21 protein-coding genes are annotated in these 23,447 nt (G+C 71.0%); 12 read left to right on the top strand and 9 right to left on the bottom strand.

Translation table 11 applies throughout. The annotated features are described in order from the left end of the window. Nucleotide 1: 1 nt before the first annotated feature. Nucleotides 2-328, bottom strand: coding sequence for a ferredoxin (fdxA, locus tag ASD90_RS06475; RefSeq protein WP_020143133.1), 327 nt, complete (start codon nt 326-328; stop codon nt 2-4). Nucleotides 329-392: 64 nt separating this feature from the next. Here fdxA and ASD90_RS06470 point away from each other — a divergent pair, with 64 nt between their 5' ends. Beyond that, on the top strand, nt 393-1,523 hold the full coding sequence (locus ASD90_RS06470) for a GNAT family N-acetyltransferase (RefSeq protein WP_235506403.1): 1,131 nt from the start codon (nt 393-395) through the stop codon (nt 1,521-1,523). A 51-nt stretch (nt 1,524-1,574) separates the two neighbouring features. Here the strand turns inward: ASD90_RS06470 and ASD90_RS06465 are convergent, their stop codons facing one another. The 5 genes from ASD90_RS06465 to ASD90_RS06445 all read right to left on the bottom strand — a co-directional run bounded on the left by ASD90_RS06465 (nt 1,575) and on the right by ASD90_RS06445 (nt 8,663). Beyond that, nucleotides 1,575-3,302, bottom strand: coding sequence for a VanW family protein (locus ASD90_RS06465; RefSeq protein WP_056753017.1), 1,728 nt, complete (start codon nt 3,300-3,302; stop codon nt 1,575-1,577). A gap of 175 nt (nt 3,303-3,477) precedes the next feature. Beyond that, nucleotides 3,478-4,410 (bottom strand): N-acetyl-1-D-myo-inositol-2-amino-2-deoxy-alpha-D-glucopyranoside deacetylase, encoded by a 933-nt coding sequence (mshB, locus tag ASD90_RS06460; protein ID WP_056753014.1) that lies wholly within the window; start codon nt 4,408-4,410, stop codon nt 3,478-3,480. A gap of 18 nt (nt 4,411-4,428) precedes the next feature. Continuing rightward, nucleotides 4,429-6,192, bottom strand: a complete 1,764-nt coding sequence (locus tag ASD90_RS06455; protein WP_235506402.1) for an ABC transporter substrate-binding protein — start codon at nt 6,190-6,192, stop codon at nt 4,429-4,431. Nucleotides 6,193-6,220: 28 nt separating this feature from the next. Further along, the gene (typA, locus tag ASD90_RS06450; RefSeq protein WP_056753010.1) at nt 6,221-8,119 is read right to left on the bottom strand and encodes a translational GTPase TypA; all 1,899 of its coding nucleotides are present in this window, start codon (nt 8,117-8,119) and stop codon (nt 6,221-6,223) included. 88 nt (nt 8,120-8,207) lie between these two features. Then, nucleotides 8,208-8,663 (bottom strand): (deoxy)nucleoside triphosphate pyrophosphohydrolase, encoded by a 456-nt coding sequence (locus ASD90_RS06445; RefSeq protein ID WP_056754559.1) that lies wholly within the window; start codon nt 8,661-8,663, stop codon nt 8,208-8,210. 73 nt (nt 8,664-8,736) lie between these two features. On the opposite strand from ASD90_RS06445, the gene ASD90_RS06440 reads away from it, so the two are divergent. The 9 genes from ASD90_RS06440 to ASD90_RS06400 all read left to right on the top strand — a co-directional run bounded on the left by ASD90_RS06440 (nt 8,737) and on the right by ASD90_RS06400 (nt 19,286). Next, on the top strand, nt 8,737-9,045 hold the full coding sequence (locus ASD90_RS06440) for a 4a-hydroxytetrahydrobiopterin dehydratase (RefSeq protein WP_056753007.1): 309 nt from the start codon (nt 8,737-8,739) through the stop codon (nt 9,043-9,045). Nucleotides 9,046-9,220: 175 nt separating this feature from the next. Continuing rightward, entirely contained in the window at nt 9,221-10,822 is a 1,602-nt protein-coding gene (locus tag ASD90_RS06435) for a hemolysin family protein (RefSeq protein ID WP_056753004.1), read from the top strand. Then, nucleotides 10,819-11,832 carry a hemolysin family protein gene (locus ASD90_RS06430; RefSeq protein WP_056753002.1) on the top strand — a complete coding sequence of 338 codons (1,014 nt, stop codon included), beginning with the start codon at nt 10,819-10,821 and terminating at the stop codon, nt 11,830-11,832. Before ASD90_RS06435 ends, ASD90_RS06430 begins: the two co-directional genes overlap by 4 nt. Before the next feature lie 390 nt (nt 11,833-12,222). After that, nucleotides 12,223-13,215 carry an ABC transporter permease gene (locus ASD90_RS06425; RefSeq protein ID WP_056752999.1) on the top strand — a complete coding sequence of 331 codons (993 nt, stop codon included), beginning with the start codon at nt 12,223-12,225 and terminating at the stop codon, nt 13,213-13,215. 45 nt (nt 13,216-13,260) lie between these two features. Further along, on the top strand, nt 13,261-15,039 hold the full coding sequence (locus tag ASD90_RS06420) for an ABC transporter substrate-binding protein (RefSeq protein ID WP_056752997.1): 1,779 nt from the start codon (nt 13,261-13,263) through the stop codon (nt 15,037-15,039). Nucleotides 15,040-15,156: 117 nt separating this feature from the next. Then, the gene (locus tag ASD90_RS06415; protein ID WP_056752994.1) at nt 15,157-16,170 is read left to right on the top strand and encodes an ABC transporter permease; all 1,014 of its coding nucleotides are present in this window, start codon (nt 15,157-15,159) and stop codon (nt 16,168-16,170) included. Continuing rightward, nucleotides 16,167-17,303, top strand: coding sequence for an ABC transporter ATP-binding protein (locus ASD90_RS06410; RefSeq protein ID WP_157610742.1), 1,137 nt, complete (start codon nt 16,167-16,169; stop codon nt 17,301-17,303). Before ASD90_RS06415 ends, ASD90_RS06410 begins: the two co-directional genes overlap by 4 nt. A 67-nt stretch (nt 17,304-17,370) precedes the next feature. Beyond that, complete coding sequence (locus tag ASD90_RS06405; RefSeq protein ID WP_056752991.1) at nt 17,371-18,525, top strand: ABC transporter ATP-binding protein; 1,155 nt, start codon at nt 17,371-17,373, stop codon at nt 18,523-18,525. Nucleotides 18,526-18,566: 41 nt separating this feature from the next. Further along, a complete protein-coding gene (locus ASD90_RS06400) occupies nt 18,567-19,286 on the top strand; it encodes a DsbA family protein (protein ID WP_056752989.1) in 720 nt (239 codons plus the stop codon). Between the two features lie 21 nt (nt 19,287-19,307). On the opposite strand, the gene ASD90_RS06395 is transcribed toward ASD90_RS06400, so the two are convergent. After that, complete coding sequence (locus ASD90_RS06395) at nt 19,308-19,991, bottom strand: winged helix-turn-helix transcriptional regulator (RefSeq protein ID WP_056752986.1); 684 nt, start codon at nt 19,989-19,991, stop codon at nt 19,308-19,310. A 189-nt stretch (nt 19,992-20,180) separates the two neighbouring features. Between ASD90_RS06395 and ASD90_RS06390 the strand changes: the two genes are divergently transcribed. Next, nucleotides 20,181-21,023 carry a class I SAM-dependent methyltransferase gene (locus ASD90_RS06390; protein ID WP_056752984.1) on the top strand — a complete coding sequence of 281 codons (843 nt, stop codon included), beginning with the start codon at nt 20,181-20,183 and terminating at the stop codon, nt 21,021-21,023. A 119-nt stretch (nt 21,024-21,142) separates the two neighbouring features. On the opposite strand, the gene ASD90_RS06385 is transcribed toward ASD90_RS06390, so the two are convergent. Beyond that, the gene (locus ASD90_RS06385; protein ID WP_056754553.1) at nt 21,143-22,006 is read right to left on the bottom strand and encodes a hypothetical protein; all 864 of its coding nucleotides are present in this window, start codon (nt 22,004-22,006) and stop codon (nt 21,143-21,145) included. Nucleotides 22,007-22,184: 178 nt separating this feature from the next. On the opposite strand from ASD90_RS06385, the gene ASD90_RS06380 reads away from it, so the two are divergent. Continuing rightward, complete coding sequence (locus ASD90_RS06380) at nt 22,185-22,949, top strand: DUF5995 family protein (RefSeq protein ID WP_056752983.1); 765 nt, start codon at nt 22,185-22,187, stop codon at nt 22,947-22,949. 54 nt (nt 22,950-23,003) lie between these two features. Here ASD90_RS06380 and ASD90_RS06375 read toward each other — a convergent pair whose 3' ends face one another. Next, on the bottom strand, nt 23,004-23,420 hold the full coding sequence (locus ASD90_RS06375) for a hypothetical protein (RefSeq protein WP_056752979.1): 417 nt from the start codon (nt 23,418-23,420) through the stop codon (nt 23,004-23,006). Nucleotides 23,421-23,447: the final 27 nt, after the last annotated feature.

The following is a 23,447-nucleotide window of genomic DNA, read 5'->3' as shown; positions in this document are numbered from 1 at the left end:
GTCACTCGTCGTGTTCCTGCGGCGGCAGCGCCTCGATGAGCGGGTGGTCCTTGTCGATGACGCCGAGCTTGGCGGCGCCGCCGGGGCTGCCGAGGTCGTTGAAGAACTCGACGTTGGCGTTGTAGTAGTCGGCCCACTGCTCGGGGACGTCGTCCTCGTAGTAGATCGCCTCGACGGGGCAGACCGGCTCGCAGGCACCGCAGTCGACGCACTCGTCGGGGTGGATGTAGAGCGACCGCTTGCCCTCGTAGATGCAGTCGACCGGACACTCCTCGATGCAGGCACGGTCCTTGAGATCGACGCAAGGCTGGGCGATGACATAGGTCATGGGGAGCGGACCTCCTGCTGTGGAGCGTTCGGGAGCGGATGCTGCACCGCCTAGTATGCCGGACATGAATGGCGAGCCCACGCACGGCCCCACGGATGAGACCGACCCGGAGACGACGTCCTCGGAGGACACCGCGAGGGGCCCGGAGGTGGCTCCGCTCTCCCCCACCGCCGCGGCCGACACGACCGGCCACCGGCTCACCGCGGGCCTGACCATCGGCAGCAGGGTCGTCGTGCGCTACCGGCTCGCCGAGGGCGCCGAGGCCGCCGCCACCGACGTCGTCGGCGAGCTCGTCGCCCGCAACGACGACTTCCTCGTCGTGGACACGAAGACCGAGCGGGTGAAGCTGATCCGCGCCGACGTCGTCGCCGCCAAGGACGTGCCGCCGCCCGCGAGCCGTCCCGGTCGGGCGCACGAGCGCGTCTCGGCCGACGACCTCGAGAAGGTCATGGCCAAGGGCTGGCAGGCCCTCGACCGCGGGGGTGTCGGCGAGTGGGTGCTGCGCGCCTCGGAGGGCTTCACCGGGCGGGCCAACTCGGCGCTCGTCGTGGGCGACCCCAGCCTGCCGATCGACAAGGCGATCGACTACGTCGAGAAGTGGTACGCCGAGCGCGACCGCCCCCCGATCTTCCAGGTCCACGGAGAGCGCGGGTTCGTGGTGGACGAGATCCCTGCTGCCGCGGCGCTGCTCGAGCGCGGCTACGCCGTCGGTGGAGGTCGCGACGACTGGCAGCGGGTGCTTGTCATGACGGGCCTGTCCGCCTCCGTGCCGCCCCTCACCGAGGAGTCGGCGCCGGTCACGGCCGACGCGGAGCTCAAGCTCGACTGGCTCATGAGCTACGGCGAGCAGCGCACGATCGTGCCGGGCGCCACCGAGGCGGTCCTCACGGGCAGCGACGGACAGCTCTTCCTCTCGGTGACCGACCCCGAGAGCGGGCGCATCATCGCCTTGGCGCGCATGGCGATCCACCCGGGGTGGGCCGGCGTCTTCGGCCTCTGGGTGCATCCGGACCACCGCCGCCAGGGCCTGGCGACGACGGTCGTCTCGGCGATCGCCATGGTCGCCCGCGAGAACAACATGCCCGCGATGTACCTGCAGGTCTCGTCCGACAACGCCGACGGGGTCGCGTTCTGGGAGGGGCTGGGCTTCGGCGTGCACCACGAGTACACCTACCTCGCCCGCCCGACGGCCTGAGCCGCTCGCGGCGCCCACCAGCGTCGGCGACCCACTGCCGCCTCACCCCTGTCACGGCGGAGTGGCGGCCGGGTTCGTGCAGATGATGTGGTCCTCGGGCACGTAGTGGGTGCTGACCGGCTCGCTCCTGACGAGGGTGCTCGATCCGGGTCGGTACCACTGCCGGGTCACCGTGACGTCGAAGCCGGGATTCGGCTGCTGCGGGTAGCACTTCAGGCTGCCGGTGCGAATCGTCTTGGGGGGCACGACGTCTCGTCTCGGCCCCTTGACCGACCTGACGTCCCACGTCTTCGTGCTCCACACGCGACCGTGGACGAAGCCGCCCTCGACCCACGTCTGCAGGAGGATGCCGTAGGGGGTGTCGTTCTTCCACTTGTTGTCGATCGTCGGCCAGTAGACGGTGGCCTCGCGGCCCTCGGGGTAGCGCGGGATGAAGAAGGCGTGGGGACTGAACTCGAGGAAGTCGACACCGGCGAAGTAGGCCATGTTGTAGACGACCGTGGAGACCTGGCTGATGCCGCCTCCGGTGCCGCGGGTCAGCCGGCCGTCGATGATGACGGTGCCGTCGGCGTACCCCTTGTCCTCGGTGCGTTCGCCGAGGATCGCGTTGAGGCTGAAGGTGCCCCCGGGCGGGACGTAGGTGCCGTTGATGCGCTTCGTGGCGACGACGAGGTTGTTGGTGCGCGTCGTGTCGTTCGTCGGGAAGGGCGAGCGGAAGTCGACGACGAGGCTCGTGACGCCGGCCGTCTGGGCGTCCTGGGTCGTGAAGGGCGGCCGGGCGACCGTCGCTCGTACGTCGACCGTCCGGTCGGCTCCCGAGATGGCCGCGACGACCCGCTTGGCGACGGCGTCCTCGTCGACGGTCAGCCCGTCGACCGAGGGCACGAGGCGCGGCTTGCCGTTGTCGGGCTCGAAGACCCAGCGTGCGTTGCTCGCCGTCCGGGTCGTCACCGTCACCTTGCCGGCGACGAGGCGGGCGAGGCCGGGCTCGTCGAAGCGTGGGGTCAGGCCGCCCGCCCCGTCGGGTACCACCGAGACCATCGGGGCGTACTCGGCCGGGGAGAGGAGCACGCGGGTCGCGCCGGACACGAGTGTGAGCGGGCGCGACATGGCGGTGCTGCCGAACTGCGAGCCGACCTGCTGGACCACGTCGGCGCTCACCGCGGGGGGCGTCTGACGCACCGACGCCGTGGCCCGCGTCGAGTCGGGGAAGGCCTGGCGCAGGGCGTACTTCGTCGCGACCACGTCGAGGCTGCGACCGGGCACCGGCATGTCGACCGAGACGGATCCGCCGGGGAACGTCACCTGCCCCTCCACGGGGGCGACGGCCACTCCGGGCGCGAGCCGGTCGAGGTAGGCGGTGAGTGCCTCGTCGTCCGCGCTCGTGAGGAGCGGAGCCCGGACCGACCCCGTGAGCTTGTCCCACACGACCCGCGGGTCGAGCGTGAAGCCGGTGAGTCCCACGAGGGAGCGGTCCGCGTCGATCGTGAGGCCCGCGTCGCGCGGCACGACCTGCAGCGGATCGGCTCGGCCCGGCACGCTGAGCGCGATGGGGGTCGTGAGCAGGGAGCGAGAGGCCTTGTCGATGGCCGCTCGCGCGGACTCGGGTGTCATCCCGCCGATGCGGATCCCGCCCACCGACGCCGAGGCAGGGACGTGCTGCGAGGACCACGCGCAGAGGCCCGCATAGCCGCCACCGAGGACGACCGCCGCGACGAGCAGGCGCAGCACGGTCGAGCGCCGCTCGCGGCGCGTGTCGTCGGACCAGTCGTCGGCCATGGTTCTCCGGGCAGGGGACATCGAGTGGCACGAAGGTAACCCCAGCCGTGTCCGAATTCAGCGAAGTACCGCGAGGTGTCGGCCCCGTGACGAGATCGTTGCCGGCGCGACGCCTGCGGCCCCCCGCGCGCCGTCGCCCGGGACCCCGCCAGGAGGGCGTATGCGCTCGCGTCGGTCAGACGAGCAGGCCCGCCTCGCCGGGGTCGACGGGCCCGCCGACCGTCTCCCACGTGAGGGGGTCGACGCGCCGGAATCCCTCGCGCGCGGTCGTCCGCACGGCCACGAGGTTGGAGAGGGCGTGCACGTCCTCGCTCGCGACGATGACCTGGGTCGCGTGCTCGCGCAGGGCGTCGCTCTGGACGGCGCGCGCGGCCTCGTCGACCACGGCGTGGGTGACGCGGTCGTCGTCGACGACCGACGGCGGGAAGGGGTCGTCGGGACCCGGGACGACGAGCCGCGGCGGCACCGGCGCACCCGGCCCGAGGTCCTGTCGGGCCCACCACGTGGCCGTGTCGAGCAGGGCCGGGTCGGCGGCGGCCAGCCACGCGCGGTCCTCGCCGGCCCAGCCGGCCGGCGTGAGGATCTCGTAGACGCGCCCTGGCCGGTCGACCAGGTCGAGCAGCGCGAGCGCGCTGCGGGTGACGCGGTGCGTCTGGACGTGGTCGGGGTGGCCGTAGCCGCCGTGCTCGTCGTAGGTCACGACGACGTCGGGCCGCAGCTCGCGCACGACGTCGGCGACGAGGCCACCGGCCTGCTCGAGGTCGGCCGCCGCGAACGCCTCGGGGCGGGCCGCGGCCGGCGAGCCGGCCATGCCGGAGTCGCGGTAGAGCGACAGCCGGCCGGAGGACTCGTCGGCGCCGAGCACGTGCAGCACGGCCCCGATGCGGTCGAGTGCCCGCGTCAGCTCGCCGTGACGGTAGGGTCCGAGCCGGTCGTCCGGGTCGCCCTCGAGGTGAGCCAGACCCGGTGGGATGACCTCACCCTCCTCCCCCAGCGTGCAGGTCAGCACGTGCACCTCGTCGCCGCGGGCGACGTGGTGGGCCATCGCGATGCCGCACGTCAGGGTCTCGTCGTCGGGGTGGGCGTGGACGAAGAGCAGTCGGCTCACGGGAGTCCTCTCGGTGCGTCAGCGCACGGACACGGTGGCGAGGTCGACGATGCCGCCGACGCTGTGGTCCTCGTAGGTCTTGACGCCGGCACCGTGCAGGTAGAGGGCCTTCGTCGCCGACAGCGCGATGTAGCCGCCCTCGTCGCGGATGACCCGGTCGGCCTTCTCCCACACCGTCGCGCGTGCCCTGGGGTCGGGGGTCGCGACGGCCTTGTCGATGAGCGCGTTCACGGCGTCGCTGCTGAAGTAGCCGACGTCCTGCCCGGGACCCGACGAGTCGATGTTGATGCGCGGGTCGAAGAGCGCCGGCAGCACCCCGCCGGCCGACGGCCAGTCGGGCGTCCACACCCCGCGGAAGACGTCGTAGGAGTCGACCGAGGTCGGCTTCTCGATGGTCTCGTAGTACTCCTCCGGCGGCACACCCGTGAGCTCGACCTTGAAGCCCGCACGCTCCCACCCGGCCGCCAGGGCGGCGTACGCCTTGTCGCCGAGCACCGACCGCGCGTAGACGACCCGCAGGGGGACGGGCAGCTTCACGCCGGCCTGCTCGAGCAGCTTCCGGGCTCCCTCGGGGTCACCCTCGACGCCGAGACCCGGTGGCGGGGTCACGGACTCGGGGTCGACCGTCGGCGACAGGACCGACCACGTCGGGGTGCCCGCGCCCTCGCCGCCGGTCGCGGTCACGTAGGTCGCGCGGTTCGTCGACAGCGACAGGGCCTTGCGCACGGCCGGGTTGGACATCACCTTGCTGCGCATGTTGACGGCGAGGTAGTCGACGTTGCCGGTGTAGGGGAAGGTGAGGCGGGCCTGCAGGTCGGTGCCCGCCTGGTTGCGCAGGGTCGGGCTCGCCTGGACCCACGACACGGCATACGCGTCGTCGTCCTGCTGGTTGAGCAGCCGCTGGATGACCGTCGACTCCCCCAGCCCCGACGTCACGTGGATCTCGTCGGGGTAGGCCTGCCGGATCCGGTCGGAGCGCGGGTCCCAGTGCTCGTTGCGCACGAAGGTGCCGCCCTTGCCGACGACCCACGGCTCCTTGAGGCGGTAGGGCCCGCTGGACATGACGGCGAACGACGCCTTGTCGCTCTTGGTGTCGGCCGAGTCCTTGCGGGGTGCGAACTCGGGCAGCGCCACGATGTGCGCGAAGTCGGGCTCGGCGTCGCGCAGCCGGAAGGTGATGGTGCGGCCCTTGCACGAGACGGCCCGGTCGAAGTCGGTCTGGTGACCCTTGTCGGTGGGCCCGGCGTAGACGGGCTTCTCGAGCCCCTCCGGCGTCACCTTGGTCGGCATGTCGAGCAGGTAGCTGGCGTAGTTCGTGCCGCCGACGTGGGTGCGGCGGTCGAAGGTGCGGGCCACGCCGTGGCGCACGTCGTCGCACGTGATCGGCGAGCCGTCCTGCCAGGTCAGTCCCTCGCGCAGCGTGAACGCCCACGTGCGGGCACCGTCGCTCGGCCGGCCCGTGTCGGTCGCGAGGTCGGCCTCGACGTCGCGCTGGTGCTCACCGGTGCCGTATGCCGTCAGGCCGCGGGCGAACGTGCGCTGGGCGAAGAACGCCTCGGGCCCGACGTACATCAGCTGCGGGTCCCACGTCGAGACGGTGCCCGACACGAGGACCTGCAGCGTGCCGCCGGGCTGGGGCTGCCCCGTCGCAGCCGACGGGGCACTGCCCAACGCCCCCTGCGTGCTCGTCGGGTCGCTCGACCCGCTGCACGCCGCGGCTCCCGCCGCGAGGACGGCAGCACCGGCTGCGGCGGCCAGCGACCGCCTCAGCCCACGCACCACGACGCGCCCACCCACAGGCACGGGTCGGTCAGCCCTCGGCCTTCGCCGCCGAACGCGCACGGGACGCGGTTCGGGCGCGCTCGCCGGCGTCGAGGACGACCTTGCGGATGCGGACGGACTCGGGCGTCACCTCGACGCACTCGTCCTCGCGGCAGAACTCGAGGCACTGCTCGAGGCTGAGCTTGCGGGGCGGGACGATCTTCTCGAAGTTGTCCGAGGAGGAGGCGCGCACGTTGGTGAGCTTCTTCTCCTTGGTGATGTTGACGTCCATGTCGTCGGCGCGGGAGTTCTCGCCGACGATCATGCCCTCGTAGACCTCGGTCGTGGGGTCGACGAAGAGCGTGCCGCGCTCCTGGAGGTTGACCATCGCGTAGGACGTCACGACGCCCTTGCGGTCGGAGACCAGCGAGCCGCTCGTGCGGGTCGTGATGGCGCCGAACCACGGCTCGTAGTCCTCGAAGACGTGGTGGGCGATGCCCGTGCCGCGCGTCTCGGTGAGGAACTCGGTGCGGAAGCCGATGAGGCCACGGCTGGGCACGAGGAACTCCATGCGGATCCAGCCCGTGCCGTGGTTGGTCATCTGCTCCATGCGCCCCTTGCGGGCGGCCATGATCTGCGTGATCGCGCCGAGGAACTCCTCGGGGGTGTCGATCGTGAGGCGCTCGACGGGCTCGTGGATCTTGCCGTCGACCTCGCGCGTGACGACCTGCGGCTTGCCCACGGTCAGCTCGTAGCCCTCGCGACGCATCTGCTCGACGAGGATGGCGAGCGCGAGCTCACCACGGCCCTGGACCTCCCAGGCGTCGGGACGCTCGGTGTTGAGGATGCGCAGCGACACGTTGCCGATGAGCTCCTTGTCGAGGCGGTCCTTGACCATGCGGGCCGTGACCTTCGAGCCGCGGACCTGGCCGACCATCGGGCTCGTGTTGGTGCCGATCGTCATCGAGATGGCGGGCTCGTCGACGGTGATGAGCGGCAGCGGGACCGGGTTCTCGGGGTCGGCGAGCGTCTCGCCGATCGTGATCTCGGGGATGCCCGCGACGGCGATGATGTCGCCGGGGCCGGCCTCCTCCGCGGGCTTGCGCTCGAGGGCCTCGGTCATGAGCAGCTCGGTGATCTTGACGCGCTGCTGCGAGCCGTCGTGACGGCACCACATGACCTGCTGCCCCTTCCTGATCGTGCCGTTGAAGACACGGAGCAGGGCGAGACGGCCGAGGAAGTTGGAGGCGTCGAGGTTGGTGACGTGCGCCTGGAGCGGGGCCTCGTCGTCGTAGGTCGGCGCGGGGATCGTCTCGAGGATCGTCTCGAAGAGGGCCTCGAGGTCGTCGCCCTCCGGGAGGCCGCCGTCGTCGGGACGCTCGAGCGAGGCGCGGCCGGCCTTGGCCGACGCGTAGACGATCGGGAAGTCGATCTGCTCCTCGGTGGCGTCGAGGTCGAGGAAGAGCTCGTAGGCCTCGTCGACGACCTCGGCGATGCGCGAGTCGGGACGGTCGACCTTGTTGATGCAGAGGATGACCGGCATCTTCGCGGCCAGCGCCTTGCGCAGCACGAAGCGGGTCTGGGGCAGCGGGCCCTCGGACGCGTCGACGAGGAGGACGACGCCGTCGACCATCGACAGACCGCGCTCGACCTCACCGCCGAAGTCGGCGTGGCCCGGGGTGTCGATGATGTTGATGGTGACGCCGTCGGAGAGGCCACGGTCGGAGGCCGCCTTGCCCGTGTAGTGCACCGCGGTGTTCTTCGCGAGGATCGTGATGCCCTTCTCGCGCTCGAGGTCACCGGAGTCCATCGCGCGCTCGTCGACGTGCTGGTGCTCGCCGAACGCGCCGGACTGCCAGAGCATCTTGTCGACGAGGGTGGTCTTGCCGTGGTCGACGTGGGCGACGATGGCGACGTTGCGGATGTCCGCGCGGGTCTTCATGGGCATGAGGAACAGTCTCTCAGGGTTTCGAGGGTGGTTCGGACCACGGCGTCGTGGGTGGTTCTCGTGTGGTTCAGGAGGCGGTTCGCCCGGCTCAGGTGGCGGCCGCCCGGTGGAGCACCGCCTCGAGACGCTCGACGATGGGCAGGTCTGCAGGGAGCCACCCCACTGCCCGCAGGTCGCCCAGCTCGAGCCAGCGCAGCTCGTCGTGGTCCTCGAGCGGCTCGGGCGTGCCCTCGACGACCTCGGCGAGCCACACCAGCATCTCGTACCGGTCGCCCAGCGGCCACGTGGTGCCCGGCCTCGGCCCCGGCACATGGGCGCCGAGGCGCACCCGGACCCCGAGCTCCTCGAGGAGCTCGCGGTGCAGGGCCGACAACGGGGACTCACCCTCGTCGACCTTGCCGCCGGGCAGCTCCCAGCCGCCGGCGAGCGCGGACGGCTCCGTGCGGCGGGCCGACAGCAGGCGGGTCGGGCGCTCCAGGTCGTCGACGACGGCGGCCCCGACGACGAGGCGGACCGGGTGCTGGACGGGGTCAGGGCTGCTCATGGCGCCACCGATGGTGCCACAGCCGGGTGTCCACGACGACCGGACGAGCACGACGAGGCGTTTACTGGACTGCATGACACGACGGCTCACCGACGAGGAGATCGAGCGCCAGCTGGGCGACCTGCCCGACTGGACGCGCGACGACGACACGATCCGGGCGTCCTTCGAGGCACCGGACTTTCTGACCGGCATCGCGCTCGTGCGGGAGGTCGCGGCCGCGGCGGAGACGATGGACCACCATCCCGACATCGACATCCGCTGGCGCACGGTCGCCTTCGCACTGTCGACGCACTCCGAGGGAGGCCTCACCCAGCTCGACGTCGAGCTCGCGCACCAGATCAGCCAGGAGGCGACGCGCCGCGGCGCCGTCGCGACCGGCTGACCCGCTGAGCAGCTGACGTGCGGCGGGGGACCCGGCGCGTCCCTAACTTAGGATTGCCTCATGCGATCCCACTCACGCTCCGACTCGCGCGCCGAGTCCCGGGAGGGACATAGTCCCTGGCCGGACCCGATCCGGCCGCCCAGACCCACCACCCGCTCAGCCGGGTGGTGATCGCATGAGCACCGCCCTGGGCATCGGCCTGGGCATCCTGCTGATCCTCGCCCTGACCGCGGCGACCGGCTACTTCGTGGCCCAGGAGTTCGCCTACGTCGCCGTCGACCGCAACGCCCTCAGGCAGCTCGCGGCCGAGGGCGACGCCCCCGCCGAACGCGCCCTGCAGGTCACCTCGCGGCTGTCGTTCACCCTCTCCGCCGCGCAGTTCGGGATCACCGTGACCGCACTGCTCGTCGGCTACGTCTCCGAACCCCTCGTGGGCGCCGGCATCGCCGAGCTGCTCGACCCGTCGATGTCGTATGCCGCCCGCCTCAGCCTCTCGGTCACCGCCGTCCTCGTCTTCTCGACCGTCGTGCAGATGGTCTTCGGCGAGCTCGCGCCCAAGAACCTCGCCATCGCACGGACGGTGCCGCTGGCCCGCGCCCTCAGCCGGTCGACGCTGATCTACCTCAGCGTGGCCGGCCCGGTCGTGCAGCTCTTCGACCGTGCGTCCACGACCCTGCTGCACAAGGTCGGCATCGAGCCCGTCGAGGAGCTCGAGCAGGGCGCCACGGCCGCGGACCTCACCCGGATCATCGACGAGTCGCACGCGGGCGGCCTGCTCGACGACGACCTGTCCGACGTGCTCGAGGGTGGCCTGCGCTTCCGAGAGCTCGACGCAGGCGACGTCATGACACCGCGCGTGCGCGTCACGACGATCCACGCCGACGCCCCGGTCTCGGCCCTCGTCGACCTGCTCGACAGCGGCTGGTCGCGCTTCCCGGTCACCGGCCACGACGGCGACGACATCGTCGGGGTCGCGGGGATCGCCGAGGTGCTGTCGGTCGAGCCCGACCGTCGTGCGACGACGACCGTCGGCTCCGTCGTGTCCGACCCGACCGTCGTGCCCACGAGCGCTCCCCTGCCCCGCGTGCTCGAGCAGATCCGTGCCGACCACCGGCAGCTGGCCGTGGTCGTCGACGAGCACGGGGGCTTCGCCGGCATCGTCACCTTCGAGGACATCGCCGAGGAGGTCGTCGGCGAGATCCTCGACGAGGACGACAGCCCGGAACCCGGCGTCGTCGAGGCGGGCACCGACACGTGGGTGGTCCCGGGCCACCTGCGCCTCGACGAGCTCGACACCGCCACCGAGCTGCGGCTGGCGAGCAGCGACGGGTACTCCACCATCAGCGGACTCATCCTCGAGGACCTCGGCCGCACGGCCGTCGTCGGTGACGAGGTGCAGGTCGAGGCCCGCCGCGAGGTCGTGCCGGAACGCCACGCCGCCGACCCCGACGAGTCGGACGATGCCGGCGACCCTCGCGACCCCCCCGACCCCACCGACCCCGGAGCGGCGACGGTCGGCTCTCCGGCCGGCGGCGGCGACCACGACCACGAGCCCGAGCGCCGGCACCTGACGGTCTCGGTCCGCCTGACCGTCGAGGCGGTCGAGCGACACGTCCCGTCGTCGGTGCGCGTCGAGGTGCTCGACCTCATGTCGGACCTCGAGGCACTCGACTCCGGCCGTACCTTCGCCGACGAGGGCGACGAGGGCGTCGCGGGCGACGCGGGCGACGATGCGACGGACCGCTCGGCCGACGCGCGGACGGAGGCCGGCCGATGACGACCGCCCTGCTCGTCTCCCTCCTGCTCCTCGTCCTCAACGCGTTCTTCGTCGCGGCGGAGTTCGCCCTCGTGGCCAGCAAGCGCCACCGGCTCGAGGACCTCGCCGAGCGCGGCAGCGTCGCGGCGCGGGCCGCGGTGCGCGGCAGCCGCGAGCTGTCTCTCATGCTCGCCGGCGCGCAGCTCGGCATCACGCTGTGCACCCTGGGCCTCGGCTCGCTCGCCAAGCCGGCCGTGGCGGAGCTGCTCACCCCGGTCTTCACCTTCGTGCGCGTGCCGGAGGCGGCGGCCTACGTCGTCTCGGTCGTGCTGGCCGTCGGCATCGTCGTCTTCCTGCACATGGTCGTCGGCGAGATGGCTCCCAAGTCGTGGGCGATCGCCCACCCCGAGCGGTCCGCCGTGCTGCTGGCGCTGCCGTTCCGCGGCTTCGCCTTCGTCATGCGCCCGGCGCTCAGCCTGCTCAACGCGATGGCCAACGGGTGCCTGCGGCTCGTCGGCGTCACGCCGCAGGACGAGCTCGGCCAGGTCCACGGCCCCAAGGAGCTGCAGCTGCTCATCGCGAGCTCGAAGGACCACGGCATGCTCGCGGAGCCCGAGCACCGCGTCCTCGCCGGCGCCATCGACCTCGACACCACGCCGGTGAGCGACGTCCTCGTCCCCATCGACGAGGCGGTCGGCGTCGCGACCACGGCGACCTGCGCCGAGGCCGAGGCGGTCTCGCGCGACACCGGCCGGTCGAGACTCGTCGTCAGGGAGGGCGACACGCCCGTGGGCATCGCCCATGTGCGGGACATCGTCCGCGCCGCCCCGGGGGCGCCCGTCACCACCGTCACGGCGCCGGCGGTCCACGTCGACGCCGGACTCTCGCTGCTCGACACCGTGTCGGCCATGCGGGCCCGCCACGTCCAGCTCGTCCTCGTCGACGGGCCCACCGCCCCGGTCGGCCTCGTGACGATGGAGGACCTGCTCGAGCGCGTCCTCGGGCAGTTCGACGACGAGACGGACGCGTAGCGCGCGGCCGGCGAGCGCCCGCCCCACGCGTACGACCCCGTCCCGGACGGCCCACGCTGGGTGCTCGCTGGGAGCCCCCTCCGAGCCCGCTCGGAGGGGCCTCCACCACGCGCGAGGGGATATGCGGCCTTTCGGGCCCGCCGGGGCCGGCCGTTCGTCGCCCCGGCTGGCGCGAACCCCGGGGTGCGGGCGATCTTCCGGTTGTGCCGCACAGGTCGCCGGAAGATCTCCACCGCGTCACGATTTCGCCAAGTCGGTTGCTGACCGTGTAAACCCGCTGAATGATGAAGCCGCGCGGTCGTGGGGGCGGTAGGTTGCGGCTGCTACCCAGCATGTTGGAGGGCCGACCCGGTCTCCGGCACCGATCACGACCCGGAGGTGACGGCATCCATGAGCACTCCCCTTGACCTCGAGCCCGGCGCGACCTCGGCGGAGCCCGAGTCCGTCCTGCAGGGCGAGGGACACATCGAGGGGCGGTCGCTCGGTCAGATCGCCTGGTCGCGGCTCAAGCGCGACAAGGTCGCCCTCGCCGGTGGCTTCTTCGTCATCTACCTCATCGTCGTCGCGATCGCGGCCCCGCTGGTCGTCGGCCTGCTCGGCCACCCGCCGAACGAGTTCCACCAGGAGCTCATCGACCCCAACACCCAGATCCCGATCGGCCCCTACGGCGGCATGTCCTGGGACTTCCTCTACGGCCTCGAGCCGGTCAACGGCCGCGACATCTTCAGCCGCGTCATCTACGGCTCCCAGGTCTCCCTGCTCATCGCGTTCCTCGCGACGCTGCTCTCGGTGGTCATCGGCACGATCCTCGGCGTCGTCGCCGGCTTCTTCGGCGGCACCATCGACACGCTGATCAGCCGCACGATGGACGTCTTCCTCGCGTTCCCGCTGCTCGTCTTCGCCCTGGCCCTCGCCGGCGTCGTGCCCGACCAGGCGTTCGGCCTCAAGGGCGACGCCCTGCGCATCTCCGTCATCGTCTTCATCATCGGCTTCTTCAACTGGCCCTACATCGGGCGCATCGTGCGCGGCCAGACGCTGTCCCTGCGCGAGCGCGAGTTCGTCGACGCGGCACGCAGCCTCGGGGCGCGCACGCCCTACATCCTCTTCAAGGAGCTGCTGCCCAACCTCCTGGCGCCGATCCTCGTCTACGCGACCCTGCTCATCCCGAGCAACATCCTCTTCGAGGCAGGCCTGTCGTTCCTCGGTGTCGGCGTGCAGCCCCCCACCGCCACGTGGGGCGGCATGCTCTCCGACGCCGCCCAGTGGTACCAGATCGACCCCTGGTTCATGCTCTGGCCCGGCCTCGCCATCTTCGTGACGGTGCTGGCCTTCAACCTCTTCGGGGACGGCCTGCGTGACGCCCTCGATCCGCGGTCTCGGTAACCCACCGCAGCCCGCATCCCGCAACACGAAGGAGCGCATCCACTCATGAAGAACACACGCGTGATGGTGGTCGCAACCGCGGCCGCCCTCGCCTTGGGTCTGTCCGCGTGCGCGGGCAGCACGACGCCGGGCTCGACGCCCAGCGGTACGGCCGGAGGTGGCTCGGGAGCGGCACCGACAGCGAACGCTGCCCTGACCGCGGTCTTCAACCCGTCCGACAAGAAGGGCGGAACGCTTCGCTTCGGCATCTCGAGCGACTGGGACTCCGTCGACCCCGGTGACACGTACTACGGCCTGTCGTGGGACTTCCTGCGCAACTACGCCCGTCAGCTCGTGTCGTTCAAGTCGGCGCCGGGCAAGGAAGGGGCGCAGCTCGTGCCCGACCTCGCCACCACGCTCGGCAAGGCGAGCGACGGCAACAAGACGTGGACGTACACCCTCAAGGACGGCCTGAAGTACGAGGACGGCTCGCCCATCACGACCAAGGACATCAAGTACGCCGTCGCGCGACAGCTCGACAAGGGCACGTTCCCCAACGGCCCGACGTACTTCAACGACTTCCTCGCCGACGTCCCCGAGGGCTACTCGGTCTACAAGGACAAGAACCTCGACAACCTCAAGTCGATCGAGACGCCCGACGACAAGACGATCGTCTTCCACCTCAGCAAGCCGTTCGCCGGCTTCGACTACTTCGCCCAGCTGTCCTCCACGTCCCCCGTGCCGCAGGCCAAGGACACCGGCACGAAGTACAAGGAACACGTCATCTCGAGCGGCCCCTACAAGTTCTCGGTCTACCAGACGGGCAAGCGCCTCGAGCTCGTCCGCAACGACCAGTACGACCCCGCAACCGACAAGGACACGGGCCGCAAGGCACTCCCGGACAAGCTCACCGTCGAGATCGGCGTCAACGCCGCCGACCTCGACAACCGCCTCATGGCCGGTGACCTCGACATCGACCTCGCCGGGACCGGCGTGCAGGCCGCCGCGCAGGGCAAGATCCTCGCCGACCCGGCCCTGAAGGCCCACACCGACAACCCGACGACCGCGCGTGCGAACTACGCCCAGATCAACAGCGACGTCGCGCCGTTCGACAACATCGACTGCCGCAAGGCCGTCATCTTCGCCGCTGACAAGACGGGCTACCAGCGCGCCTACGGCGGCGACATCGGCGGCACCATCGCCACGGGGCTGCTGCCCCCGATCATCCCGGGCTTCCAGGAGATGGACCTCTACAACTCCAAGGCCAAGCCGACCGGAGATGTCGACTCCGCCAAGGCCGCGCTCACCAAGTGCGGTCAGCCGAACGGTTTCGAGACCAACATCTCCTACCGCCCGGAGCGCCCGAAGGAGAAGGCCGCTGCCGAGTCGATGCAGCAGTCGCTCGCCAAGATCGGCGTCAAGCTGACGCTCAAGCCCTACCCGGCCGGTGACTACTTCAAGCTCTACGCCGGCAAGCCGGACTTCGCCAAGGCCAACAAGCTCGGCCTCATGGTGATGAGCTGGGGTGCTGACTGGCCCGACGGCTTCGGCTTCCTGCAGCAGATCGTCGACAGCCGCGTCATCCGCCCCGCGGGCAACACCAACCTCGGCATCAAGATCCCCGAGGTCGACGCGCTCATGGACCAGGCGCTCAACGAGTCCGACACGACCAAGCGTGAGGCGATCTGGGGCCAGATCGACAAGATCGTCATGGAGCAGGCCCAGGTGATCCCCGGCGTCTGGCCCAAGTCGCTGCTCTTCCGCCCCGACACGATCGCCAACGTGTTCGTCAACGACGGCTACTCCTACTACGACTACGCCTCGACGGGCGTCGCCAACCCGTGACCCAACGGGCCCGTCCGCGGGCCTTACGGTTCGAACCTTTTCATCGAAAGTAGGTGAAGGCGTGACGCGGCGACGGGTAGCCATGAGCTGCTCGTCGTCGCGTCCGGCCACCACATCGTGCTGACGTACCTGATCCGCCGGCTCTTCGCCGCCGTCCTGCTGCTCTTCATCGTGAGCGCGGTCGTCTTCGTGATCTTCTTCCTCGTCCCCCGCATCGGCGGTGCGACAGCGGACGACCTCGCGTCGCGCTACGTCGGCAAGAGCGCCGGCGAGGCGCAGATCCACGCGCAGGCCATCAAGCTCGGCTTCACCGACCCGATCTGGGTGCAGTACGGCCGCTTCGTCAAGGGCGTCCTCACGGGATCCGACTACGACACCGGCGCCGGCATCGACCACTGCCCGGCCCCGTGCCTCGGCTACTCCTACATCACGCAGAACCCGGTGCTGCCCGACATCCTCGACCGCCTCCCCGTCACCGGGATCCTCGCGGCGGGCGCCGCGTTCCTGTGGCTCGTCGGCGGCGTCGGCACCGGCGTCATCTCCGCGCTCAAGCGCGGCAGCGTGCTCGACCGCGGCTTCATGGGCATCGCCCTCGCCGGCGTGTCCCTCCCGATCTTCTTCACCGGTCTGCTCTCCCTGACGATCTTCAGCTACGGCCTCAAATGGACGTATGCCGGCGGCGCGAGTCCGATGGACGCCACCGGTCCGCTCGACCTCGTCCATCGCATGCTGCTGCCCTGGATCACGCTCGCGTTCCTCTACGCGGCCTCCTACGCCCGCCTGACCCGCGCCGGCATGCTGGAGACGATGAACGAGGACTACATCCGCACGGCCCGCGCCAAGGGGCTGAGGGAGCACGACGTCGTCGTGAGGCACGGGCTGCGCTCGGCACTGACGCCGATCCTCACGATCTTCGGTCTCGACCTCGGCCTGCTGCTCGGTGGCGCGGTGCTGACCGAGACGACGTTCTCGCTCCAGGGCATCGGCTACTACGCCGTCCAGGCGATCACCAACAACGACCTTCCGAAGGTGCTCGGCGTGACACTCTTCGGCGCCGTGTTCGTCATCTTCGCGAGCCTCATCGTCGACCTCCTCTACGCCGTCCTCGACCCCAGGGTGCGCACCTCATGAGCCAGTCCACCAACGAGACCACCAGTCGCGCGGACGACCGCACGCGCCGCCGCGACAAGGGCGCTACAGCCGTCAACACCCTCGACGGCATCGGGGGCATGGGCGCACCGGCCGCCGACGCGTTCCTGTCGGTGCGCGACCTCCGCGTCCACTTCCCCACCGACGACGGCGTCGTGAAGTCCGTCGACGGCCTCTCGTTCGACGTGGCCCGCGGCAAGACGCTCGGCATCGTCGGTGAGTCCGGCTCGGGCAAGAGCGTCACGAGCATGTCGATCATGGGCCTGCACAAGCCCGGCACGGTCCGCATGACCGGCTCGATCAAGCTGGACGAGACCGAGCTCATCGGCGCCAAGCCCGAGCGCGTGCGCGAGCTGCGCGGCAAGCGCATGGCGATGATCTTCCAGGACCCGCTCTCGGCGATGCACCCGTTCTACACGGTCGGCCACCAGATCATCGAGGCCTACCGGATCCACAACAAGGTCAGCACGTCGGTCGCGAAGAAGCACGCGATCGACATGCTCGGACGCGTGGGCATCCCCCAGCCGTCGAGCCGGGTCGACGACTACCCGCACCAGTTCTCCGGAGGGATGCGCCAGCGCGCCATGATCGCGATGGCCCTGTCGTGCGACCCCGACCTGCTCATCGCCGACGAGCCCACGACCGCGCTCGACGTGACGGTGCAGGCCCAGATCCTCGACCTCATCCGTGACCTCCAGTCGGAGTTCAACTCGGCCGTCATCCTCATCACCCACGACCTCGGGGTCGTGGCCGAGCTCTCCGACGACATCATGGTGATGTATGCCGGTCGCTCGGTCGAGTACGCCACGGCCGACGAGGTCTTCACCCGGCCCCAGCACCCCTACACGTGGGGGCTGCTCAGCTCGATGCCGCGCCTCGACCGCGTGCGCACGGAGCGTCTGCGCCCGATCAAGGGCGCCCCGCCCAGCCTCATCAACGTGCCGTCGGGCTGTCCGTTCCACCCGCGGTGCGCGTACGCCGACCGCACGGGCGGGCTGAGCCAGTCCGAGCGGCCGCCGTTCGCCGAGACGTACCCGGGCCACTACTCCGCGTGCCACCTCACCCGCGAGGAGCGGACCACCATCTGGGAGAACGACATCAGGCCGACGCTGTGATGCCTGCACCGTCCGTCCACGCCCGGTCCGGTCGCGCACGACGCGACCTCAGCACAGGAGCCCCATCGTGACCACCACCCACGTCAAGCCGACCGCGTCGAAGCAGGCGGGCGAGTCGCTCCTGCAGGTCACCGACCTGACGAAGCACTTCCCGATCACGCGCGGCCTCCTGCAGCGCCAGGTCGGCGCGGTCCAGGCCGTCGACGGCCTGACGTTCAACGTCGTGCGCGGCGAGACGCTCTCGCTCGTGGGCGAGTCCGGCTGCGGCAAGACGACGACCGGTCGCATGCTGACGCGTCTGCTCGAGCCGACGAACGGCACGATCCTGCTCGAGGGCGAGGACATCACCCACTGGTCGGCCCGCAAGATGCGGCCGCTGCGTCGCGACGTGCAGATGATCTTCCAGGACCCCTACGGGTCGCTGAACCCGCGGCACACCGTCGGCACCATCGTCGGGGCGCCCTACCGCCTGCAGGGCATCAAGACCGAGCACGGCATCAAGCGCGAGGTCCAGGACCTCCTCGAGCTCGTCGGCCTCAACCCCGAGCACTACAACCGCTACCCCCACGAGTTCTCGGGCGGCCAGCGCCAGCGCATCGGCATCGCGCGCTCGCTCGCGCTCAAGCCCAAGCTCATCGTCGCCGACGAGCCCGTGTCGGCCCTCGACGTCTCGATCCAGGCCCAGGTCATCAACCTCCTCGAGGACCTCCAGGACGAGCTGGGCCTGACGTACGTCGTCATCGCGCACGACCTGTCGGTCGTGCGGCACATGTCCGACCGGGTCGCGGTCATGTACCTCGGCAAGCTCGTCGAGATCGCCGAGCGCGACGAGCTCTACACGCGGCCGATGCACCCGTACACGACCGCGCTGCTCTCGGCCGTGCCGATCCCCGACACGCAACGGCGCACGAAGCGCGAGCGCATCCGCCTCGAGGGCGACGTCCCGAGCCCGGTCAACCCGCCGCCGGCCTGCCGCTTCCACACGCGCTGCTGGAAGGCGCAGGACATCTGCAAGACCCAGGAGCCGCCGCTCGTCGAGCTCGCGCCCCTGCACCACGTCGCCTGCCACTTCCCCGAGAACACCGACGTTCCGGCGCCGGCCCAGGCGGGCGCCCCGCTCGGAGACGTCGTCCCGGACGATGCACCCGTCGCCGATGCCACCGGCGCTCCGGTCACGCCCGACCGTGACGCCTCGGGTGACGGCGAGGGTCCGCGCGCCTGACCCTCGGGAAGCAATGCGCCGGCACGGTGGTTGAGCGGTGCATGAAGGTCGAGATCTGGTCTGACGTCGCCTGCCCCTGGTGCTACATCGGCAAGCGCCGCTTCGAGAGGGCGCTGGGCTCGTTCGCGCACCGGGACGACGTCGAGGTGCACTGGCGCAGCTACCAGCTCGACCCGACCCTGCCTGACCACCACGACGGCACGGAGCTCGACTACCTCGTCGACCGCAAGGGGATGTCGCGCAGCCAGGTGAGCCAGATGTTCGAGCAGGTGACCGCCATCGCCGCCGACGAGGGCCTGGACTACGACTTCGGGTCCGTGGTCGTCGCCAACAGCTTCGCCGCGCACGAGCTCCTCCACCTCGCGAAGGCCCACGGCGTCGGCGACGGCGTCAAGGAGGCGTTGCTGTCGGCACACTTCGAGCACGGCGAGGACATCGGCGACCGGGAGGTCCTCGTGCGCATCGGCACCGAGGCCGGGCTCGCCCCCGACGAGGTGCGCCGAGATCTCGAGACCCACACCTGGCGGGATGCTGTCGTCGCCGACATCACCGCCGCGAACTCCCTCGGCATCAGGGGCGTTCCGTTCTTCGTGCTCGACGACAAGTACGGGGTGTCAGGCGCGCAGCCCACCGAGCTCTTCGCCCGGGCCCTGGATCAGGCGTGGCAGGAGTCGCACCCGCTCGTCATGCTCCAGCCCGTCACGAGCGGGGTCGCGGTCGGTGCGACCGACGCGGTCGCCTGCGGGCCGGACGGCTGCTGAGCGCAGACCGGAGCCTCCACGTCACGCCGGTGTGGCCCGCATGGCGGCGACGAAGGGTGCCACCGGGCTGAGCCGGAGCACCTCGTCGAGCCGGCGCGTCACGGTCGTGGCCCCTTCGAGCTGCACGCGCCCGGAGCGGAGCGCCGCGGTCAGGGGCAGACGGCCGAGCCACACGGCATACAACGACGCGACGTCGCTGCTGATCGTCACGTCCACCGGGAAGCCGGGGTCGGTCATGCACACGGACGGCGTGCCGTGCTCGACGAGGATCCAGAAGCGGCGCGCGTCGTCGGCGAAGCGCAGGTGCAGCACGTGCCGGTCGCCGGCGAGCACCGAGGTGTCGACGCGGCTGTGCATCCACCAGACGAGCAGCTGGGCGTCGAGCTCCTCCGGCATGGGGTCACGGAACACCCAGTCGGCGCCCCACTGCGCCAGCCCGAAGACCACGGGCTCGAGGGCTCGCCCCGAGGCTGTCAGCACGTAGCGGGTGCCCGCCCGCTCGACGACGCCGCAGCGCTCGAGGTGGCGCAGCCGTTTCGACAGGAGTGTGCGCGACAGCCCGGGCAGGCCGCGCGCCAGGTCGTTGAACCGCGTCGTGCCGGTCAGCATGTCGCGCAGGATGAGCAGCGACCAGCGCTCCCCCACGACGTCGAGCGTGCGCGAGATCGGGCAGTACTGGCCCGCCCCCGGATCATGTCGTCCCATGCCCCACCTCCGGTCGGAGGACGCGGCCCGTCCTGCCACGACCCCGTCCAGTATCGGTCCTCGACGTGCACCGCGTCAGTCCACTTCGTGTACTGGAGACGGCCCCGGTGGCGGCGGACTCTGGATGGCAGACGGCCCGGGGGGGTCGCCGGGCCGCGACGCGGCCCGCCACCGATGGAGGGAACGAGCATGACCACACACACCAGGACGCTGGAGGCCACCGCTGCCGACTCCGCGCTCAAGGCCCGGCACGCCGCCATGTGGGCCCTCGGCGACTACCCGGCCGTGGCCCGGGAGGTGATCCCGGGGCTCGGCCGCGTCCTCGTCGACGCCTGCCGCGTCACGAGCGGCCAGGACGTCCTCGACGTCGCAGCGGGCACCGGAAACGCCGCGATCCCAGCGGCCCGGACCGGGGCGCGCGTCGTCGCGAACGACCTCGCCCGCGAGCTGCTCGACGTCGGCCGCCGGCTCGCCGCCGACGCCGGGGTCGAGATCGCCTGGGAGCAGGGCGATGCCGAGGCCCTCGCCTACGCCGACGGCTCCTTCGACGTCGTCCTGTCCTGCGTCGGGGTCATGTTCGCACCGCACCACCAGATGGCTGCGGACGAGCTCGTACGGGTGGTGCGACCGGGCGGGACCGTGGGGCTCGTCAGCTGGACGCCCGCAGGCTTCATCGGCCGGATGTTCGCGGCGATGAAGCCGTATGCCGCCCCGCCGCCTCCCGGCGGGCAGCCGCCTCCGCTCTGGGGCGACGAGGCGCACGTGCGAGAGCTGCTCGGAGACCGCGTCGAGGGGCTGGTGGCCGAGAAGCGTTCCCTTCCGGTGCCTTTCACGCGGCCCGAGGACTTCCGGGCCTTCTTCAAGCGGACCTATGGTCCGACGATCGTCACCTACCGGGGCATCGCCGACGACCCCGACAAGGTCGCGGCGCTCGACGAGGCCCTGCTCGACCTGGCCCGCGACCACCTGGACGCGGACGGGCACATGGGGTGGGAGTACCTCCTCGTCACCGCCCGCCGCACCACGTCCTGACGCAGCACGCGTCCAGGACGGCCGCACCGTGGTCGACGGCAGCACGATGGAGCCGACCTCGACGTCGACGACGCCGTTCGGCCTCACGCCGCGCTGACGGCTCCGTCGGCGGGCGGGTGTCAGCGGGCCGCCGTCCCGGGCATCCGTTCACGCCGTGCCATGGCCCTCCAGAGGACCAGCGAGGCCACGAGCGTGGCAGCGAAGCCGGCCAGCAGCAGCCAGGTCAGGGGGCGGTCGGCGTACAGGTCGGAGCGCGCCCGCACGGCGCCGACGAGGATGAGCGTCAGCATCACGACCTCGACCTCGACCATGAGCCGCAGGCGCACCCACCTGCTGTCACGGAGCACGACGAGACCGGCGCTGCCGAGGCAGAAGACCGCACCGACGACACGACACGTGAGCGGTGTCAGCAGCCACGGCCAGACCGGGATGACCAGGCTCGGGAACGCGAACATCAGGAGGCCCTGGGCGAGCGCCAGCCCACCGCCGGCCGCGACGACGACACGCGCTCCCGGCCTGAGGCGCAGCTCGTCGGGGCGAGGCGTCGCGGCGACCTGCGTGTTGGCCACCCACGCCGCGAGCACGAGGAACGGGGCGACGAGGTAGAGCGTGGCCCACAGCCAGAAGGCGACGTGGCCGTGGTTGAAGCGGTCCCAGTGGATGACCGTGGCGACGCCGAGCAGGGTCGCGAAGAGGGTGACGGACAGCAGTCCGGCGCCGGCGCGGGCCCACCGCCGCTCGCGTGTGACCCGGACGAAGAACCACGCGCCACCGAGGTAGGCCGACGCGAGCACCATCGGCGTCAGCGTCGGCCGGATGGTCCAGGCGAAGAGCCGCCCGGTGTCGGCGGGGAACCCGTAGAGGATGACGAACGCCGTGACGAGGATGGGCACGAGCACGAAGGCCAGCACCCGCGTGGCCGGCAGCACGCGGTCGTCACGCCGTGACGTCGAGGGCAGGGATGCGGGGTCGGCGCGCGCCACGGCCACTCACGTCCTCGACCTGCCGACCACGTCGAACGGCCTGGGCCCGTGCGTCCGTGCTCTCATCCGGCCTCCTCGACCAGGAGCGCCCCCGCGCGCCGGCGTCCGGATTCGACTGACACCGTGCGACTCTCGCTTCAGAATAGGAGCGAGGGACGGCGTGCGTGAGGAGAACGCGATGACCGGGACCGTGGGCGGGCGCACCATCGCCGACGTCCTCGGACGGATGACCGCGACCCTCGAGGAGATGCCCCCGGAGCTCGCCGCCCGACGCGCGTTCCTCGCCACCTACCAGCGCACGACGCGCGCGGTCGGCGAGGCCATCGAGGCGGCCGCCTTCGAGGACCCGGCGTGGGTCGAGCGGTGGGACGTCGTCTTCGCCGACCTCTACCTCGACGCCCTGGACGCCGACCTGTCCGGTGACCCGGCACGCCGCGCGCCGCGGCCGTGGCGGCTGGCGTTCGACGCGCCGCCGGACCTTCCGCCGCTGCGGCAGGTGCTGCTCGGCATCAACGCCCACATCAACTACGACCTGCCGCAGGCCCTGCTCGGCGTCATCAGGGATGCCGACTTCGCCGACCCCGTCCTGCTCGAGCGGCGCCGACGTGACCACGAGCGCATCGACGGGGTCCTGTCCGGTCGCGTCGCCGCGGAGGACGACGAGCTCAACGCCCTGAGCGCCAAGAGCGCGCTCGACCGGGTGCTGACGCCGCTCAACCGCGCCGCCTCGACCCGCTTCCTGCGCGAGGCCCGCACCAAGGTGTGGCACAACACGACCGAGCTCCACCGGGCCCGCGTCGACGGCCCGGAGGCGTATGCCGTCCGCCTCGCCGAGCTGGAGGTGCTCAGTGCCGCTCGCATCGCCGACCTGCTCGCACCGGGTCAGGTGCTGCTCCGTCTGGCGGTCGCCGGGTTCGGCGTCGTGCTGCCACCGGAGGGGTGACGAGTTCAGACGGGTGCGCCGGCACCCGCCCCGTCGGGTGCCGGCGCCTCGGAGTCAGGACGCCTGAGCCGCCAGGAAGATGCCGACGATCGCGTCGCCGTAGGCGACGAAGAAGTGGTCGACGCCCTTGCCGTCGGACGACTTCGACGTGATCTCCTCGAGGTCCCCGATGGACCTGGGGATGGTGAACCTCTCGAAGACGGTGAAGCTGAGCGGCACGCCCTGCTCCCTCGTCATGCTGAGTGCGGTCTGCACCTGCTCCTCGGTCAGCGGGTCGCCGCCGAGGAAGAAGTGACCAGTGCGGTAGAGCTCCTCGAGCTGGAGGGTGTACCAGTTCGAGGAGTTGCTGGCCCCGGCGTTGCCCTGGGCCGAGCGGTTGGCGATGAAACACTCGTGAGCCGACGCGGCGCCGACACCAACGGACACGAGGGCCGTGGTGAGAGCGAGCGTGGCAGCGGTCCTGCGCAGCATGGCGGTTCCTTCGGTTCTTGGGCGCAT

Source organism: Terrabacter sp. Root181 (genome assembly GCF_001428505.1).
GTDB lineage: Bacteria > Actinomycetota > Actinomycetes > Actinomycetales > Dermatophilaceae > Terrabacter.
The sequence above is the reverse complement of the archived record's forward strand: the minus strand, read 5'-3'. Positions and strand labels throughout refer to the sequence as shown.

Coding starts and splice junctions, on each gene's coding strand:
- fdxA (WP_020143133.1), bottom strand. CDS start 328: ATGACCTATGTCATCGCCCAGCCTTGCGTCGATCTCAAGGACCGTGCC.
- ASD90_RS06470 (WP_235506403.1), top strand. CDS start 393: ATGAATGGCGAGCCCACGCACGGCCCCACGGATGAGACCGACCCGGAG.
- ASD90_RS06465 (WP_056753017.1), bottom strand. CDS start 3,302: ATGGCCGACGACTGGTCCGACGACACGCGCCGCGAGCGGCGCTCGACC.
- typA (WP_056753010.1), bottom strand. CDS start 8,119: ATGCCCATGAAGACCCGCGCGGACATCCGCAACGTCGCCATCGTCGCC.
- ASD90_RS06445 (WP_056754559.1), bottom strand. CDS start 8,663: ATGAGCAGCCCTGACCCCGTCCAGCACCCGGTCCGCCTCGTCGTCGGG.
- ASD90_RS06440 (WP_056753007.1), top strand. CDS start 8,737: ATGACACGACGGCTCACCGACGAGGAGATCGAGCGCCAGCTGGGCGAC.
- ASD90_RS06435 (WP_056753004.1), top strand. CDS start 9,221: ATGAGCACCGCCCTGGGCATCGGCCTGGGCATCCTGCTGATCCTCGCC.
- ASD90_RS06430 (WP_056753002.1), top strand. CDS start 10,819: ATGACGACCGCCCTGCTCGTCTCCCTCCTGCTCCTCGTCCTCAACGCG.
- ASD90_RS06425 (WP_056752999.1), top strand. CDS start 12,223: ATGAGCACTCCCCTTGACCTCGAGCCCGGCGCGACCTCGGCGGAGCCC.
- ASD90_RS06420 (WP_056752997.1), top strand. CDS start 13,261: ATGAAGAACACACGCGTGATGGTGGTCGCAACCGCGGCCGCCCTCGCC.
- ASD90_RS06410 (WP_157610742.1), top strand. CDS start 16,167: ATGAGCCAGTCCACCAACGAGACCACCAGTCGCGCGGACGACCGCACG.
- ASD90_RS06400 (WP_056752989.1), top strand. CDS start 18,567: ATGAAGGTCGAGATCTGGTCTGACGTCGCCTGCCCCTGGTGCTACATC.
- ASD90_RS06395 (WP_056752986.1), bottom strand. CDS start 19,991: ATGGGACGACATGATCCGGGGGCGGGCCAGTACTGCCCGATCTCGCGC.
- ASD90_RS06390 (WP_056752984.1), top strand. CDS start 20,181: ATGACCACACACACCAGGACGCTGGAGGCCACCGCTGCCGACTCCGCG.
- ASD90_RS06380 (WP_056752983.1), top strand. CDS start 22,185: ATGACCGGGACCGTGGGCGGGCGCACCATCGCCGACGTCCTCGGACGG.
- ASD90_RS06375 (WP_056752979.1), bottom strand. CDS start 23,420: ATGCTGCGCAGGACCGCTGCCACGCTCGCTCTCACCACGGCCCTCGTG.